Below are 16,518 nucleotides of genomic sequence, written 5' to 3' on the forward strand. Positions count from 1 at the left end.
GTGATCGGCGCCGCCATCAACCTCGTCCGTGGGGCGTGGGTGGGCTTCGTGCTCGCCCGCGAGGGCGCGCTCGCCTTCGCGGATCCGTCCGAGATGCCCGCGCATCTGCGCCTCGCCTTGAAGCTCGGCCGCTCCATCGAGCGGAAAGGGATCGGCGACGGTGCGGCGCGCCTCTCGGCGGCGATGACGCGGCTCGGTCCGTCCTACGTGAAGTTCGGCCAGTTCCTCGCGACGCGTCCCGACATCGTCGGCATGCGCGCCGCCATTGATCTGGAAAAGCTTCAGGATCGGGTTCCGCCCTTCCCGCAGGCCACGGCGATCCGCGTGGTCGAGGCTGCGTTCGGCAAACCGATTTCGTCGCTCTTCGTCTCGTTCAGCGAGCCGATCGCTGCCGCATCCATCGCGCAGGTCCACCGGGCGGTGGTGGAGGATGCCGACGGCACGCGCCGCACTCTCGCGGTGAAGGTGATGCGGCCGGGAGTGCGGGACGGCTTTAAGCGCGATCTCGAGGTGATGCGCTTCGTGGCGCGGGTGGTCCACGCCTTTTCTTCGGAAGCCGAGCGCCTGCGTCCGCGCGAGGTGGTGGAGATCCTCGCGCGCTCCGTCCTGATGGAAATGGACTTCCGGCTGGAAGCGGCGGCGGCCTCTGAACTCGCTCAGAACACGAAGGGTGACGAGGATTTCCGCGTGCCCCGGCCCGAATGGGAGCTCGACGGCGCGGGATGTCCTGTCCTCCGAATGGATCGACGGCATCAAGCTGCACGGGCCGGCGGACCTCATCGCGGCCGGACACGATCCCCGCGCCATCGGGCGGGCGGTGATCCAGAGCTTCCTGCGGCAGGCGATCCGCGACGGGTTCTTCCATGCCGACATGCACCAGGGAAACCTGTTCGTGGATGACCAGGGCCGCCTGGTCGCGGTCGATTTCGGCATCATGGGCCGCCTCGGGCCGAACGAGCGGCGCTTCCTGGCGGAAATCCTGCTCGGGTTCATCACCCGCGACTATCTGCGGGTTGCCCGGGTGCATTTCGAGGCGGGCTACGTGCCTGCGCACCATTCGGTCGAGGATTTCGCGCAGGCCATCCGGGCCATCGGCGAGCCGATCCATCAGCGCAAGGCCGATGAGATCTCCATGGCCAAGGTGCTCACGCTGCTCTTCGACGTGACCGCTTTGTTCGACATGAGCACGCGCACCGAGCTGGTGATGCTGCAGAAGACCATGGTCGTCGTGGAAGGTGTCGCCCGCTCGCTCGATCCCAAGCTCGACATGTGGACCACGGCGGAGCCGGTGGTCCGTTCGTGGATCGCCCACAATCTGGGGCCCATCGGCCGCCTTCAGAGCGGTGGCGAGGCCCTGCGCACCCTATCCGATGTGATCACCGACTTCCCCGATCTCGCGCTGCGCATGAAGCGCCTGCTGATCCGCCTGGACGAGAGCGGCACCGGCGACGCGAAGCGCGCCGAACGCTTCGCCCGCGATGAGCGCACCCGCGCCGTCTGGTCGACGCTCGCGCTGTGGGGCATCGCCATCGGCGCGCTGACGATGGCGTTCCGAGGGTTCTAGGCCCTACGTCTCGGCAAGACCCGTGGTCGATCCGCTGGCCTCCGAGGTCGCGCGGCCATGCGGCTTGGCGATGTACTCCTCGGAGCGCATTTCGATCAGCCGCGACACAGTGCGGTCGAACTCGAAGGCCTCCCGCCCCGTCGTCGCTTTGTAGAGGTCCTGCGCCTCGACATCGGCTGACGCAACGAGCTTCACATTGCGGTCGTAGAGCGTGTCGATCAGCGTGATGAAGCGCTTGGCCTCGTTGCGCTCGGCCTCCTGCATCACGGGAATGCCGTCGATCACCACCGTGTGGTAGGCTCGGGCAATCGCCATGTAGTCCGAAGCGCCGAGAGGCTGGCGGCACAGATCGTCGAAACCGAACCGGGCGACGCCACCGGCTTCCTGCGGCACCTTCACCTCACGACCATGCACGGTGAGCGAACCTGCCGTGCCCCTGACCCGACCAGTGAGGCCCTTGAAGGCCGCGTCCAGGGCAGACTTGGCCGCGTCGTCGGCCGGAACGTGCCAGACCTTGGCGCCGCCGAGCTTTTCCAGCCGGAAATCGGTGCGCGAGTCGAGCCGCAGCACCGTGACGTGCTCCTTCAGCACCTCGATGAAGGGCAGGAACAGGGCGCGGTTCAGGCCCCCTCGTAGAGTCTGTCCGGCTCGACGTTCGACGTCGCGACCACTGTCACGCCCCGGCGGAACAGGTGATTGAACAGCCGCCCCAGGATCATCGCGTCGGCAATGTCGGTGACGGTGAACTCATCGAAACAGAGCAGCGTCGCCTCGTCGGCCAGCGCATCGGCCACGGGTCCGATCGGATCGTCGCCCTTCACCTCGCCGCGCTTAAGTGCCTGACGATAGGCGTGGATGCGCTCGTGGGCGTCCGCGAGGAAGCCGTGGAAGTGGACACGCCGCTTTTTGCCCGCCGCCGCCTCGTAGAACAGGTCCATCAGCATCGTCTTGCCGCGCCCGACGGAGCCCCAGACGTAGAGGCCGCGAACCTGCTCGGGCTCGTCCTTGCGCTTGAACAGCCAGCCGAGGGCGCTGCCCTTGCTCGCCCGCTTGCGCCGCCCAAGTTCCTGCGCGATCGCATCGAGACTGCGGATGGCCGCGACCTGAGCCGGATCACGTTCGATGGCGCCGGTGGCGATCAATGCCTCGTAGCGGTCATGGACGGAGCCCGGTGAGACGGCGCTGCGGATCGCGTCGGGAGACGGACCGCGTGCCGACCCGGATGTCTGGTTCACGAAACCGATCCTTGCAAAAATTCCCGCCCAACCGGGCTTTGAGGATGCCGAACCTGTGCAGCGGAGGGCGGCGATGAATCAAGTATGGGGATCGACGGTTTGCCCGAACCGTTCCATGCCCCGCCGTCATGGCAGACGGCCCTACGCAGCCAGCGCGGAATTGTTGCATTGCACAAATTGGCAGCGTCTGTCATATGGCTTGGCTTCTCGGGAGGAACGTCCGGATCCTTTGGCGCCGATGCGCCAGCAGACCGGAGACGTTCATGGCCGACCTTCGGCAATCAGACACACAACACTTGGTCCGCCGCCTCTGGCTGAGCGATCGGCAGGCTGTTCTCGACTATTTCTGTCGGCTCGATCCGGACACCCGGGCGAACCGCTTCATGGGTCAGGTCAGCGAGGCCGGCATTCGCCTCTATGCCGAGCAGGCGATGACCGCGCGCGGCGTGATGTTCGGCGCCTTCATCGACGGCACCCTGCGCGGCCTGGGGGAATTGCGCCCTGCCGGGCCCGGCTCCTCGAGCTACTTCGTAGGACCGGAGGCGGAAGCCGCTTTCGCGGTGGAACGCCCGTTCCGGCGCATGGGGCTTGGGGCGGCGCTGTTCCGGCGCATCACGCAGGCGGCACGCAACCGTGGCGTCAGCGACCTTCATGTGCGCTGCTTCTCGCGGAACGGACCGATGATCCGCTTGGCCGCGGGTCAAGGTGCATCGCTTCACCGGGATGGGCTGGAAGCCGATGGCGCCCTGCATCTCGACCGGGCCACGCCTCTCTCTTTGGTATGAGAGCATCGCGGAAGCCTTCGACTTCACCCTATCGGTGGCGCAGAGGGCTCCCAGCCGTCAGGACGCCGCTTAGCCGACTGGTTCCCCCACCAGCGCGAAGGTGAGAAGATCGACCGAGCTTGCCCCAGCGCGCATCAGCGCGCGGGTCGCGGCGTTTCCGGTGGCACCAGTCGTTCGCACATCGTCAATGAGCAGGACACGGCGCCCAGCAACCAGGTGCCGACACGCGGGCGGGACCTGAAAGGCGCCCGCCAAGTTCTCGGCTCGCGCCGCGCGGCTGAGTCCTACCTGGCTACGCGTCGAACGCCGACGTGACAGGGCTTGCGGCAGGAACGGAAGCCCCGCCGAAGCGGCGATCGGACGCGCGAGCAACGCCGCCTGGTTGAAGCGCCGCCGCCAGAGCCGCCCGTGGTGCAGCGGGACGGGCACCACGCAATCAGCCTCCGCGATCAGATCCCGCCCAGCGGCAGACATCATGCGCGCCATGGGGCGGGCCAGATCGTGCCGGTCTTCGTATTTCAACCGATGGACGAGGCCACGCGCCACATCGTCATACAGCGCCACCGCGCGCGATCGGGCGAAGACGGGCGACTGCGCGAAGGCTTGAGGCGAGATCAAACGGCCAATCCCAAGATCGACCGCGAAGGGAATGCCGAGTCGGTCGCAAAGGGGCTCTTCGATGAGCCGAAGGCCGGACCAGCAGGCGGGGCAAAAGGCCCCGACATCGGCGGTAGCCGCGCCGCACCCCGCACAGGTCGGAGGATAGACGAGGCCGAGTGTGGCGGCGCGCGCCCGCCGCCAAAGGGCAGCAGCGCCCCTGAGGGCGCCGCCACGATGGTCGGTAAGGGTACTCAGCGAACCCCGGCAGGCTGGATCGCCTGCTGGTCGGCGGCGCGCGCCTTGGCATTCGCCCGCATACGGCCAACCGCGCAGCCGGCAGCGGCGCCGGCAAACCCATGGTGGCCCGCGTAATGGCCCGCGATGCCGCCGACGATAGCGCCCTTGATGCAGCCCTTCGCTTCGGCAGCGCCGGCAGCGGTGAGGGCGGAGAGGGCGACGACGGTGCCGAGGATCAGGCGCTTCATCAGGTATCTCCCGTTCGAATACATGAGCCGAATGGCTGTCGCGGCAGGAACACGGACGCGAAGGTCTGGTTCCCCTTTCGCCGCTGAGCCGACTTCACGTCTTCGCGGGTGGCATCCAGCCCCTTCATACGCCATTTCATCCCGTGATGAGCACGCCCCATCCGCTTTTCGACACCGCTTTGATCCGCCGCCGCCTCGCCCGCGCGCGAGCGAGTGGCTTCGCGGACTTTCTCTTTGCCCGCGCTGCGGAGGATCTCGATGATCGGCTGAGCACGGTGCTGCGCGAGTTCCGGACAGTGCTCGACCTCGCGAGCCCCGTTGCGGCAGCGGATACGATCCTCGCTCACCGCTATCCTGAAGCGGTGCGGCTTCGCCTATCGCCTCTTCCGGAATCCGGTGCGGGCCGGGCGGTGGCCGATGCGGAGGCTCTGCCGGTCGGGGCCGCCAGCCTCGATCTCGTCGTCTCGCTCCTCGCGCTCCACGCGGTGAACGATTTGCCGGGGGTGCTGGTACAGATCCGCCGCGCCCTCAGACCGGACGGCTTGTTCGTGGGTTGCCTTCTCGGCGGTGCGACACTGACCGAGCTGCGCCAGAGCCTTACCCAAGCCGAGGCCGAGATCGAAGGCGGCGCGAGCCCGCGTGTCGCGCCCTTCGTGGCGATCCGGGTGGCGGGGGGCCTGCTGCAGCGCGCAGGCTTTGCCCTTCCCGTCGCCGATTCCGATTTGCTGACTGTGCGTTACGCCGATGCATTCGCGCTGATGCGCGACCTGCGAGCCATGGGTATGACGAATGCCCTCACTGACCGCCGCCGTCACGTGATGCGCCGGGCCACCTTGTTGCGCGCAGCCCAGATCTACAGCGAACGTTTTGCGGATCGTGACGGGCGTATTCGCGCCAGTTTCGAAATGGTCTGGCTGCTGGGCTGGGCGCCGCATGAAAGCCAGCAGAAGCCGCTCAAGCCCGGCAGCGCCACCGCGCGATTGGCGGATGCCCTGGGCACCATCGAGATAAAGGGGAAGGCGAGGTGCGTTGACCCGCCCTCCCCGGTTGGTCCTAGTCCTCGACCTTGGCGACGGGTCGATCGTTGCCTTGCGCCGTCTCGTCGTGCCACTGCCCAGCCTGATCCTGGTAGCGGATGCCTTCCGTCGAGCCCGGAACCTGCTGCTCGGCGGCTGCGGCCTGGGCGGCCTGCAGCGCCTCCTCTCGGCTCGGGAAGGTCTCGGAGAAGACGTCGCCGACCTTGTAGGCGTAGCCGCCATCGTGTTCGACGATATGGTAGGTGACTTCGGTCATCACGCCTCCGAACTCTTTCACAGGGTTTCGGAGCGCGAACCGTTGGGGCGCCGGGGCGGTTCCGTAGCCACCGATCCGCCCGAATGCGGCCTCAGAGGCGGATCAGCCATGAGATCGCAGGATCCGCCGATGCAGCACCGCCCTCGCCTATTCGCTCTGATCGCTTGCGCGGTGATGTGCGGCACCGCCTTGCCCGCGCAGGCCGAATCCGGCTTCCTCGACGGGCTGTTCGGCGGCACGCCGGAAGCGGCTCCGGCCAATCCCTTTGCGTCGAACTATCCGTCGGCTACGCCGTCGCAGCGCGAGGTTGCCGCCGCGCGGGCCGAGCGCGCGGCGCGGCGCTCACGCGGCGTGGAAGCCGGGCCCATTCCGCCCGGCCGCATTCCTGAGGAGTGAACCGTCGCTCAGGCGTCGCCGACGACGCCCGCCTCGTCCTGCGCCTGAAGCACGTCGGGGCGCGGCATCGAGATGATGTTGTAGCCCGAATCCACGAAATGGACCTCGCCGGTCACGCCACCGGAGAGGGGCGAGAGAAGATACAGCGCCGACCCCCCGACCTCATCCAGCGTCACGGTGCGGCGAAGGGGGGCGTGGGCACGCTGGTGATTGAACATCAGGCGTGCATCGGAAATGCCCGCCCCGGCGAGGGTGCGCATCGGCCCCGCCGAGAGGGCATTCACACGGATGCCGTCCGGCCCGAGATCGGTGGCGAGGTATCGCACCGAGGCTTCGAGGGCCGCCTTGGCCACGCCCATCACATTGTAGTTCGGCATGACCCGGGTCGAGCCGCCGTAGGTCAGCGTCAGCAGCGAGCCGCCGGCCTGCATCCGCTTGGCCGCGCGTTGGGCGATCTCGGTGAAGGAGAAGCACGAAATCGTCATCGTGCGCACGAAGTTCTCGCGCGTCGTCACATCGACGTAGCGGCCCTTCAGCTGCGCCTTGTCGGAAAATCCGATGGCGTGGACCACGAAGTCGAGCTTCCCGTCGAACCGATCGTCCAGGGCCGCGAAGGTTGCATCGACGGAGGATAGGTCCTCCACGTCGCAAGGCAGCACGATGTCCGAGTCGAGCTTGGCGGCAAGCGGGGCGACACGGCGACCAAGGGCATCGCCCTGATAGGTGAAGGCTAGCTGCGCTCCCTGAGCATGAAGCATCTTGGCGATGCCCCAGGCGATCGAATGATCGTTGGCGACGCCCATGATCAGGCCGCGCCGGCCCGCCATCAAACCTGTCATGCGAACCCGTCTTCACTACCGTCGGCCGCCCTCGAGAAGAAGGCGGCACCGAGGTCTGCCTTATCCCGCCCGTCGCGGCGCTGTCCAATGGACAGCGCTTCGCTCAGGCGTCGATATGCTTCAGGACCAGCGTAGCGTTGGTGCCGCCGAACCCGAAGGAGTTCGAAAGCACATGGCCGAGCTTCGCATCGTCCTTCCGCGCACGCAGGATCGGCATGTCGGCGAAAGCAGGATCGATCTCATCGATATGGGCGCTCTCGCAGATGAAGCCATTATTCATCATCAGCAGGCTGTAGATCGCCTCCTGAACGCCGGTGGCGCCCAGGGAATGCCCGGTCAGCGACTTCGTGGCCGCGATGGGCGGGCAGGCATCGCCCCGCCCGAACACCTCCCGAATCGCCTCGATCTCCTTGTCGTCGCCGACGGGGGTCGAGGTGGCATGCGGGTTAATGTAGTCGATACGCACGCCCTTCAGCCCGGCAATCGCCTGCTTCATGCAGCGGATGGCGCCTTCGCCAGAGGGGGCGACCATGTCGTAGCCGTCCGATGTGGCACCGTAACCAGCGACCTCGCCATAGATGCGCGCGCCGCGCGCCTTGGCATGCTCGTACTCTTCGAGCACCAGCACACCGGCACCGCCCGCGATGACGAAGCCGTCCCGGCCCGCATCATAGGCGCGCGAGGCGCGAGCGGGCGTGTCGTTATACTTCGAGGACATGGCGCCCATGGCGTCGAACAGGACGGAGAGCGTCCAGTCGAGCTCCTCGCAGCCGCCCGCGAAGATGATGTCCTGACGTCCGCCCTGGATGATCTCGGCGGCGTTGCCGATACAGTGGTTCGACGTCGCGCAGGCGGACGAGATCGAATAGTTCACGCCCTTGATCTTGAACCACGTCGCCAGGGTGGCGGAAGCGGTGGACGACATGGCCTTTGGCACAGCGAAGGGGCCGACCCGCTTCGGGCCCTTGCTGCGGGCGATATCGGCCGCTTCCACGATGGACCGGGTCGAGGGACCGCCGGACCCCATGATGATGCCGGTGCGATCGTTCGAGATGTCGCTCTCTTCGAGCCCGGCGTCGCGGATCGCCTGCTCCATCGCCACCTGATTCCAGGCGGTGCCACCACCGTGGAAGCGCATGGCGCGCCGGTCGACCACGGTCTCGGGATCGAGCGTCGGCGCGCCCTGAACCTGGCAGCGGAAACCGTGCTCGGCGAAGGGGACGGCACGGGTGATGCCCGAGCGAGCTTCGCGCAGCGAGGCCAGAACCTCCTGCGTGTTGTTGCCGATGGACGAGACGATACCCATCCCGGTGATGACGACGCGGCGCATGGAAAGACCAAACCTCCGTCACGACGTCGGTTGCCCACGCCGCGTTGCGGTCAGCTAAGGGGTAGCCGGTGCAATCTCAACAGCCGGAAACGTAAGGCGTTGCCCGCGCCACCCTGAACTATAACCGTGCCGGGCCGGATTCGACCCAATCACGGTTCTAAATGGGAGCGGATATCAGGCGTTCTAGGCCTGGAAAAGCGCGACGCGCAGGTCGCTCGCCTCGTAGATGCGGTTGCCATCGGCTTCCAGCCACCCATCGGCGATGCCGAGCACGAGGCGTCCCTGGCGGACGCGCTTGATGTCGATGCCGTAGACGACCTTCTTGTTGGTCGGCAGCACCTGATCGGCGAACTTGACCTCGCCGACACCGAGCGCGCGACCACGCCCGGCGGCACCGAGCCAGCCGAGATGGAAGCCCACCAATTGCCAGAGCGCGTCGAGGCCGAGGCAGCCCGGCATGACGGGGTCGCCCTGGAAGTGGCACGGGAAGAACCAGAGGTCCGGCCGGATGTCGAATTCGGCGAGGACATGGCCCTTGCCATGGGCGCCGCCTTCGGTGCCGATCGAGGTGATGCGGTCGAACATCAGCATCGGCGGCAGAGGCAGCTGCGCGTTGCCCGCCCCGAACAGTTCGCCGCGTCCGCAGGCCAACAGGTCCTCGTAGGAGTAGCTCGAGCGGCGGCTCGGAGCCGGCGATTGCGCGGTATCGGCGTCAGGCGGCATGAAAGCGGAGCAATTCCCGTTCGATAGCGACAGGCCGGCGACCACCGCCGACGCGCCCGGTCGCGGGTTAACACGGTCGGGTGCGGGTTCAAAGCGGATCCGCCCGTCAAGCTGCGCCGGGTTGCGACGGAGGGCCACCTTCCGTATAGTGTCACGTAATTGTCAGCCCTCCTGTCGAGCGTTCAGTCCGAAATGTCAGAGATGGTGCCACTGCAGGCTGTCCTCAGCGGTCGCATGCCCGCCCTCCCGACGGAGGCCAACGGTGCCGGCCGTCGCGGCTGCCCGCTGTCGGACCTGCGGGAGCGGTTGCGCCGTGCCGGCCTGCGTCCGACCCGTCAGCGCCTGTCGCTCGGCTGGCTTCTGTTCGGTCGTGGCGACCGCCACCTGACGGCGGAAATGCTGTACGACGAGGCGATGCGGGCCAAGGTGCCGGTGTCCCTCGCGACCGTGTACAATACGCTTCACCAGTTCACCGAGGCCGGCCTGCTGCGCCAGCTCGCCCTCGACGGGTCGAAAGCTTACTTCGACACGAACCCGAGTGAGCACCACCATTTCTATCTCGAGGAAGAGGGCGCGGTGATCGACATGCCGGATTGCGGCATTACGGTCGATTCGCTGCCCGAGGCTCCCGAGGGCATGGAGATCGCTGGCGTCGAGGTCATCGTGCGTCTCCGCCGCAGCCGTCCGGCAGGCCGCCGCACGCAGGGCTGAGCGAACCCTTCGTTCCTGCTTGGTTGTTCACAGCATAAGGCCCGGCTCGCGCCGGGCCTTTTCTTATTCGACCTTTTCGTTGGGATAGACGCCCCACAGCCGGTTCTGGCGGATGTAGCCGTCCACATCCCGCTTGGATGGGAGCATGACGATCATCCGGCACCACGTGCCGGTGCAGCTTTTAATGTTGCCGATGACACCGGTCTGAAGCCGCGCGGCATCTCCGGACGAATCGTCGGGGCTCGACCGCAGCGGGATGGTCGCCTTGACGCCGTCCTTGTCAGGCCCCGCATTGACGACGGCGGTGCGGCGCCCGGACAAGAGCGAGTGCAGCACCCAGCCCTCCGTGCCCTCCGAGTCGCGGATGCGCCGCCACGTCTCGAACTCGCCGATGATCTCGACCGGGAGCCCCGCCCGCTGGAACACCCAGAGGGTGCGGTGATCCTTCGAGGGACCCTCGCGCAGGTTCACGCGGTCCGTCTTCAGGCTGGCATAGCGGGGTAGCGGAAGCTTTGTGACAGGGCCGACACCGTTCTCCTGAGCTGCAACGGGACCGGCGAAGGTCCCGGCGGCACCGAACAGGATGGCGATGAGAGTCGGGCGTAGCGCGCGCATCGTCCCTCCGGGAATGACGTCCGGGCCGGATCTCCGATCGGGGGATCCGGGCTCCGATTGTGTTCCGCCCTGCCTCTGCTAGACAGACCAACATGGCCGGCATCAGCCGGCAACCGGGGGGCGAAAGCCGGTCCTATGTGGCCGAACTCGGTTAATGGATGCTTGCGGCCATGAGGCCGGGGGAGTGAGACGTGTCGAAGCGCAAGCCGCTCGTGGTGGTGACGCGGCGTCTGCCGGACGCCGTCGAGACGCGGATGCGAGAGTTGTTCGACGTCCGCCTCAATGAGAGCGATACGCCTCTCGGCGGCGAGGCTCTGGCCTCGGCCCTGCGCGAGGCCGACGTGCTCGTGCCGACCGTGACGGACGAGATTGATTCCGCCCTGCTCGCTCAGGCGGGTCCGAACCTCCGGCTCATCGCCAATTTCGGCAACGGCGTCGATCACATCGATGTCGGCGTCGCGCTCGAGCGCGGCATCACCGTGACCAACACGCCGGGTGTCCTCACCGAGGACACGGCGGACATGACGATGGCGCTGATTCTCGCCGTTGCCCGCCGCGTGGCCGAGGGCGCGCGGATCATTCCCGACGACGATTGGACGACCGGTTGGTCGCCGACCTGGATGCTGGGCCGCCGTATCACCGGTAAGCGCCTCGGCATCGTCGGCATGGGCCGTATCGGTCAGGCGTTGGCCAAGCGTGCCCGCGCTTTCGGCCTTCAAGTCCACTACCACAATCGCCGCCGCGTTCCGGCGGCGATCGAGAGCGCCCTCGACGCGACCTATTGGGAATCGCTCGACCAGATGCTGGCCCGCGTCGACATCGTGTCGGTGAACTGCCCGCACACGCCCGCGACCTATCACCTGCTCTCGGCCCGGCGGCTGAAGCTGCTCAAGCCGGAAGCGATCGTCGTGAACACCGCCCGTGGCGAGGTGATCGATGAGAACGCCCTCGCTCGGCTCATCGAGGCGGGCGACGTCTCTGCGGCGGGCCTCGACGTCTTCGAGCAGGAGCCTGCGGTGAGCCCGCGCCTCGTAAAGCTTGCCCGCCAGGGCAAGGTCGTGCTGCTACCACATATGGGTTCGGCCACGCATGAGAGCCGCGTGGACATGGGCGAGAAGGTCATCATCAATATCCGGACCTTCATGGACGGCCACCGCCCGCCGGACCGCATCCTGCCGAGCATGCTCTGAGGCGCGCCGCGCCTAGATCGCGTCTCCAGCGGCGATGCGTTCGCCGCCCTTGGCGCTTTGAAATAGCCGCTCGCTCGTAAGCTTCAGGAAGTAGAACCCGAATTCCGGGTTCTGATAGTAGAGCTGCTTCACCTCCGAATAGGAGATGCGCAGCGCGCTCCCCGCCTGGAGACAGACGAGGGAGGCGGTGCGGGTATTGCCGGGCGAGAGCAGGCCGAGTTCCCCGACAATGCCGCCTTTCCCAACCTCTATGCCGACCTCGGGGATCAGGAAGACGCCGTTCTCGACATAGAACAACTCGTCCGCCGCATCGCCTTTGCTGAACACGGTCTGTCCGGCGCGGAAACGGCGCTTGGTCCCGAACGGGGCCAGCCATTCATGCGTCAGGTCGCCCGAGGACGCGATCTCCGTCTGGCGGATCAGGCGCACCATCTCCCAAAGCCGGTAGGCGTTAAAGGGAATCTGGATGCACTCGGTGAGCACCACCGGCATGCTTCCGATCAGGATGCCGTAGGTCACGACGGCGCAACTCGCGCAGAGAGAGATGATCCGCAGCGGGATCATCGTGCTCATCGCAGTCGCCGCGATGGTCAGCGCGGTGCCGAGATAGCCGACGGCTTCGATCCAATTCATCGCCATCCCCGGAGGCGGTTGCGGCGGGGGAATGCCCGTCCCCGCTGCATCCGGCAAGGCGACTCAACCGGACTTCGCGGGCGTGAGGACTTCGCGCACCGCCTCGGCGGCGCGGATCCCCTGCTCATAAGCACCGCCCACCGTGCCCCATTGCTCCCGCGACAACGCCTCGCCCGCGAACCACAGCTTGTCGCCGATGCCGTCGCGAAGGGTCAGGCGTGCCTGGGCATGGCCTGGCGGCACAACCGCCCAGGAGCCGCGCGCATGCGGATCGTGCCGCCATGCGCTGACGGCAGGAATCGTCAGGTCGCGGATGCGCGCACGCCCGACCTGCTCGTCCAGCACCGCGCGGACATGGCGCCGGACGAGGTCCACACCGCCCCCCGCCGCATCGATCGCGGCGGCCTCGTGGACGTCGAGTTCGTAGAAATGGAACGGCGTCCCGTCGATCCGCGTCAGCAGACCGGCGGGCGAACGGCGTCCGCCATGGAAGCCCGCGAGTCGGTCGTGCCCCGAGAACGGGCTCGATGGCCAATGCAGGACGGCATGTTCGTAGATGCCGGTGGTGAAACCGTCGATGGCCGCGCGCACGGCGTTCGGCAGCGGTGGCGAGAAGGCTGGGCCTTCGCGCAGGACCATCATCGGAACGGTGACGATGGCGGCCTCGCCGCGCAGGCTCGTGCCGTCCTCCATTTCGACTCTCACCCCCTCGCCCGACCAGTCGATGCGACGGACAGCGGCGGACAGGCGGATCGGCAGGTTGGCGGCGAGGCGGGCGAGGTAATTGCCGTAGCCGCCCGCGATGAAGAAGTTGTCGCCGTATTCCATGCTCGGGAAATCGTGCAGAGAAACCTCTCCCAGCGGTCGCCCGGAGACGAGGCCGTGGACCTGCGCCACCCGCTTGCCCCAAGGGCCGAGGCCAGGCGGCAGGACGCTGGCGGCGGGGCGATCTTCGCCCTCCCGACCGGCACTGCTCGTCATGGCCTGATCGGCCCGATCGAAGGCACGGCTGCCCGCGCGAGACTCGGCGGGGCGGGCGGGCCTGCCGGAAACCCAACTGTGCATCTCCTGCGGCGCCCGGCGCAGCCGCTCGCCGCGCTCATGCCCGAGGGCGACGAGGGGATTGATCGGCCCGGCATGGAGCCAGTGCGCCCCGAGATCGACCGGGTGGCCCCGTAGCGACACCGTCATGGCGCGGCCGCCGACGCGGTCCCGCGCCTCCAGCACTGCGACTGTCAGCCCCGCTGCGATGAGGCCGCGCGCTGCGGCGATGCCCGCCGCACCTGCGCCGATGACGATCACGTCAGGCGTATCGGGCAGGTTCGAGAGCGGAGGCCGATAATCGGGAGAATGGGCCGTCGCGGGGGTTTGCCTCGCCATTGCCGTCGCCTTGCTCACTGCTCCACCCTTGCACTGCTGCATGCGCGATCCCACAACCCAGCCGTTTCGATCCTCCCCGGACCAGAACCGATGATTCTCGATTCCGCTTCCGCGGCTTTGCGTCAGACGCTGTCGCCCGCCCTGCGCGGTATCCTTTGGAAATCGCTCGGCCTCACGGTCGGGATCCTCGCGTTGCTCTGGCTCGGAGTCACGCGACTGATCCAGGCCTTCCAGGCCAGCCACCACATCTCGGCGCAGTATCCAATCCTCGACAGCCTCGCCTACTATCTCGCAGGCTTCGGACTCTTCGTCGCGCTGATCTACCTGTTGCCCGCCGTGTCGATCGTCGTCGCGGGCTTCTTCCTCGACGAAGCGGCCGAGATCGTCGAGCGAACAGACTTTCCGGGGGACCCGCCGGGCGAGGCCATGCCCTTCGGCCGGTCGATGCTCTACGCACTCCGCTTTGCCGGGCTCACGCTTCTCGTAAATCTCGCGGCGCTCGTCATCTTCTTCGTGCCGGTGATCGGCGTGGCGGCTTTCTTCGGCGCCAATGCGTACCTCCTGTCGCGCGAGTATTTCGAGATGGCCGCGGCGCGGTTCCGTGACGTGGACGGCGCCTCCGAAATGCGTCGCGCTCACGCGGTGCGCACGATGCTGGCGGGTTGCCTGCTTGCGGGCATGATGGTGGTGCCGGTCGTCAATCTCGTGACGCCGCTCTTCGGGATCGCCCTAATGGTTCATCTGCACAAGCGTCTCACGCGGCGCAGCCTACGAGCCCTGCCCCGCTGACCGGTGATGCGGCGAGGCGGCGCCCTGGCCTTCCGGCAGCGCTGCCACTAGTTTGGATGAGCCTGGGACGTCGCCGGGCCGGAGCGAGCCTGGCATGGAAACGCGTGAGGACAGGCCGGATCCGCCGCCCCCGCCCGGGAAAACGCCCTTCGTTTTCGTGGTGCTCGCCGCAATCGGCTTGGTTGGCTGGGGTGCCTACGGGCATTGGCAGCGAGATATCGAGGCGACCCAAACGCTTGAGAAGATCCGCAACGTCGTTCCCCGCGTGCGGACCGCCATGGCCGAGCGAGCCGATGGCCCGATCGACCTGACCCTGCCAGGCGAGACGCGTCCGTTCCTCACGGCCGCCATCGCGGCCCGGGCGACGGGCTACATCGCCGAACGGCATGTCGATATCGGCTCGCGGGTGAAGGCCGGCGACCTGCTTATCCGGATCGCCGCTCCGGATCTCGATCAACAACTTGCGCAGGCCCAGGCGCAACTCGGTCAGCTCGAAGCCCTGCGCTTGCAGGCCGACGCCCGCGTCGAGCAGGCCAAGGCGAGCGTCACGCTCGCCAGCCTGACGAATAACCGCACGACGACGCTCGCCGACCAGGGATGGGCCTCCCGCCAGAACGCCGACACGTCCCAGGCTGGGCTTCTGTCGCAGGCGGCGACGCTTGCCGCCGCGGAGGCGGGGGTGAAAGTCGCAGCAGCGAACATCAAGGCGCAGCAGGCGGCGGTGGAGCGATTGCGGGCGCTCACGGCCTTCGAACGCGTCGTGGCGCCCTTCGACGGTGTGGTGACGACACGCAATGTCGATGTCGGCGATCTGGTCCGTGCCGACAATGGTGGCACACCGCTGCTCGCCATGGACCAGGACAGCACCCTGCGCATCGCCGTGAACGTGCCTCAGAATCTCACGAAGGGGGTGACGCCGGGCATCGATGCGACGATCCGCGTGCCGCAACTTCCCGGCCGTCGCTTCACGGGCTCCGTCGAGCGCAGTTCCGTCGCGCTTCAGACGGCTTCGCGCACGCTGACCACCGAGGTCGACGTGCCGAACCCGGACGGCGTGCTCCGCTCAGGGATGCATACCGATGTCACGCTGAAGATCCCGCGCGACAAGCCGGGCGTCGTGGTGCCTGCGGAGGCGGCCATCTTCAGCCGGGGCAAGCTACGCGTGGCTGTCGTGAAGGATGACGGCCGGGTCACATGGCGGACGATTACCCTGCGGCGGGATTTCGGCCGGGCTCTGGAGGTCGAAGACGGGCTCGATGCACAGACCCGCATCATCCTCGGCCCCTCCCCCGATCTGCGCGAGGATCAGCCGGTCGCTCCCGAAGGCGGCGCCCCAGGCGGCACGCCGATGCGCTCGGCGGCCCGCTGACCGGATCAGTTGACCCGCACGGTCAACTTCATCTTCGGGTGAATGCCGCACAACACTTGGAATATGCCCGGCTGGGTGAACACGACAGGCGTGCGGCTCCCGGGATCCTGGTCTCCGGAATCGAAGCTGAAGGTCGGGGATTCGATATAGGCGTGGTGCAACAGGTCGCTGTCATCGTTCACGATGATGACCGTCTCGCCCTTCTTCACCGAGAGCGAGTCCGGATGGAACATGCGCCCTTTCTGCGAAACGACGATGCCCGCGGCCTGAAGGCCGCCGACGACCGGTATACCCGCCAGCATCCCGGCGCCGAGTGCAGCGAGACTGGGAAGCAAAAATGCAAGGCGGGACTTCCGCAGCTTGGCTGTTGCTAGGCTCAGCATATCCGCTCCCGTGTCCTCGCGGGTCCTACGCGAACAAGGTTGAGAAAAAGCTTCTGCACAATGCTGTTGCAAGCGATCGTTCGGTTCCACCTGCACAAGCGATGCCAGCGAGGCACTTATCTAGATCAAAGAAAGGCTGAGCTAATCACACTTTAATATCTCGCCCATAGGACTGTGCGCGACGACCGAGCGGTGACC

At 67.0% G+C, this 16,518-nt stretch carries 16 protein-coding genes and 3 pseudogenes; 8 read left to right on the top strand and 11 right to left on the bottom strand.

From position 1 onward, the window contains the following. Positions 1-1,564 (top strand): annotated as a pseudogene (gene ubiB / locus ACFQE0_RS00100) (2-polyprenylphenol 6-hydroxylase). 3 nt (positions 1,565-1,567) lie between these two features. On the opposite strand, the pseudogene zapE reads toward ubiB, so the two are convergent. Beyond that, positions 1,568-2,754 (bottom strand): annotated as a pseudogene (gene zapE, locus ACFQE0_RS00105) (cell division protein ZapE). A gap of 308 nt (positions 2,755-3,062) precedes the next feature. Between zapE and ACFQE0_RS00110 the strand changes: the two are divergent. After that, on the top strand, positions 3,063-3,584 hold the full coding sequence (locus ACFQE0_RS00110) for a GNAT family N-acetyltransferase (protein WP_378965909.1): 522 nt from the start codon (positions 3,063-3,065) through the stop codon (positions 3,582-3,584). A gap of 69 nt (positions 3,585-3,653) precedes the next feature. On the opposite strand, the gene ACFQE0_RS00115 is transcribed toward ACFQE0_RS00110, so the two are convergent. Both ACFQE0_RS00115 and ACFQE0_RS00120 read right to left on the bottom strand, forming a co-directional pair. After that, on the bottom strand, positions 3,654-4,439 hold the full coding sequence (locus tag ACFQE0_RS00115) for a ComF family protein (RefSeq protein ID WP_378975167.1): 786 nt from the start codon (positions 4,437-4,439) through the stop codon (positions 3,654-3,656). Next, entirely contained in the window at positions 4,436-4,669 is a 234-nt protein-coding gene (locus tag ACFQE0_RS00120; RefSeq protein WP_378965911.1) for a hypothetical protein, read from the bottom strand. Before ACFQE0_RS00120 ends, ACFQE0_RS00115 begins: the two co-directional genes overlap by 4 nt. Before the next feature lie 146 nt (positions 4,670-4,815). On the opposite strand from ACFQE0_RS00120, the pseudogene ACFQE0_RS00125 reads away from it, so the two are divergent. Then, positions 4,816-5,679 (top strand): annotated as a pseudogene (locus ACFQE0_RS00125) (methyltransferase domain-containing protein); the annotation flags it as partial. Between the two features lie 43 nt (positions 5,680-5,722). Here ACFQE0_RS00125 and ACFQE0_RS00130 read toward each other — a convergent pair. Further along, positions 5,723-5,962, bottom strand: coding sequence for a DUF2188 domain-containing protein (locus ACFQE0_RS00130; protein ID WP_378965913.1), 240 nt, complete (start codon positions 5,960-5,962; stop codon positions 5,723-5,725). Positions 5,963-6,091: 129 nt separating this feature from the next. On the opposite strand from ACFQE0_RS00130, the gene ACFQE0_RS00135 reads away from it, so the two are divergent. After that, the gene (locus ACFQE0_RS00135) at positions 6,092-6,358 is read left to right on the top strand and encodes a hypothetical protein (protein ID WP_378965916.1); all 267 of its coding nucleotides are present in this window, start codon (positions 6,092-6,094) and stop codon (positions 6,356-6,358) included. A gap of 8 nt (positions 6,359-6,366) precedes the next feature. Here ACFQE0_RS00135 and fabI read toward each other — a convergent pair whose 3' ends face one another. The 3 genes from fabI to fabA all read right to left on the bottom strand — a co-directional run bounded on the left by fabI (position 6,367) and on the right by fabA (position 9,250). Then, positions 6,367-7,197: an enoyl-ACP reductase FabI gene (gene fabI, locus ACFQE0_RS00140; RefSeq protein ID WP_378965918.1), complete on the bottom strand. Its 831-nt coding sequence runs from the start codon at positions 7,195-7,197 to the stop codon at positions 6,367-6,369. Between the two features lie 103 nt (positions 7,198-7,300). Next, positions 7,301-8,527, bottom strand: a complete 1,227-nt coding sequence (gene fabB, locus ACFQE0_RS00145; RefSeq protein WP_378965921.1) for a beta-ketoacyl-ACP synthase I — start codon at positions 8,525-8,527, stop codon at positions 7,301-7,303. 183 nt (positions 8,528-8,710) lie between these two features. Further along, the gene (fabA, locus tag ACFQE0_RS00150; RefSeq protein WP_378965923.1) at positions 8,711-9,250 is read right to left on the bottom strand and encodes a 3-hydroxyacyl-[acyl-carrier-protein] dehydratase FabA; all 540 of its coding nucleotides are present in this window, start codon (positions 9,248-9,250) and stop codon (positions 8,711-8,713) included. Positions 9,251-9,442: 192 nt separating this feature from the next. On the opposite strand from fabA, the gene irr reads away from it, so the two are divergent. Continuing rightward, positions 9,443-9,961 carry a Fur family transcriptional regulator Irr gene (gene irr / locus ACFQE0_RS00155; protein ID WP_378965925.1) on the top strand — a complete coding sequence of 173 codons (519 nt, stop codon included), beginning with the start codon at positions 9,443-9,445 and terminating at the stop codon, positions 9,959-9,961. 63 nt (positions 9,962-10,024) lie between these two features. On the opposite strand, the gene ACFQE0_RS00160 is transcribed toward irr, so the two are convergent. After that, a complete protein-coding gene (locus tag ACFQE0_RS00160; RefSeq protein ID WP_378965927.1) occupies positions 10,025-10,576 on the bottom strand; it encodes an SH3 domain-containing protein in 552 nt (183 codons plus the stop codon). A 191-nt stretch (positions 10,577-10,767) separates the two neighbouring features. Here ACFQE0_RS00160 and ACFQE0_RS00165 point away from each other — a divergent pair, with 191 nt between their 5' ends. Next, positions 10,768-11,766, top strand: coding sequence for a 2-hydroxyacid dehydrogenase (locus ACFQE0_RS00165; RefSeq protein WP_378965929.1), 999 nt, complete (start codon positions 10,768-10,770; stop codon positions 11,764-11,766). A gap of 12 nt (positions 11,767-11,778) precedes the next feature. On the opposite strand, the gene ACFQE0_RS00170 is transcribed toward ACFQE0_RS00165, so the two are convergent. Further along, the gene (locus ACFQE0_RS00170; protein ID WP_378965931.1) at positions 11,779-12,399 is read right to left on the bottom strand and encodes a Crp/Fnr family transcriptional regulator; all 621 of its coding nucleotides are present in this window, start codon (positions 12,397-12,399) and stop codon (positions 11,779-11,781) included. A 63-nt stretch (positions 12,400-12,462) separates the two neighbouring features. Next, positions 12,463-13,779 (bottom strand): flavin monoamine oxidase family protein, encoded by a 1,317-nt coding sequence (locus tag ACFQE0_RS00175; RefSeq protein WP_378965933.1) that lies wholly within the window; start codon positions 13,777-13,779, stop codon positions 12,463-12,465. A gap of 90 nt (positions 13,780-13,869) precedes the next feature. Between ACFQE0_RS00175 and ACFQE0_RS00180 the strand changes: the two genes are divergently transcribed. Together ACFQE0_RS00180 and ACFQE0_RS00185 are read left to right on the top strand one after the other, a co-directional pair. Continuing rightward, positions 13,870-14,568, top strand: coding sequence for a sulfate transporter family protein (locus tag ACFQE0_RS00180; RefSeq protein ID WP_378965936.1), 699 nt, complete (start codon positions 13,870-13,872; stop codon positions 14,566-14,568). A gap of 94 nt (positions 14,569-14,662) precedes the next feature. Then, a complete protein-coding gene (locus ACFQE0_RS00185; protein ID WP_378965938.1) occupies positions 14,663-15,937 on the top strand; it encodes an efflux RND transporter periplasmic adaptor subunit in 1,275 nt (424 codons plus the stop codon). A gap of 5 nt (positions 15,938-15,942) precedes the next feature. Here the strand turns inward: ACFQE0_RS00185 and ACFQE0_RS00190 are convergent, their stop codons facing one another. After that, positions 15,943-16,320 carry a cupredoxin domain-containing protein gene (locus ACFQE0_RS00190; RefSeq protein WP_378965940.1) on the bottom strand — a complete coding sequence of 126 codons (378 nt, stop codon included), beginning with the start codon at positions 16,318-16,320 and terminating at the stop codon, positions 15,943-15,945. Positions 16,321-16,518: the final 198 nt, after the last annotated feature.

The organism is Methylobacterium komagatae (assembly GCF_042661665.1).
In the GTDB taxonomy this organism is placed as follows: Bacteria; Pseudomonadota; Alphaproteobacteria; order Rhizobiales; family Beijerinckiaceae; genus Methylobacterium; species Methylobacterium komagatae.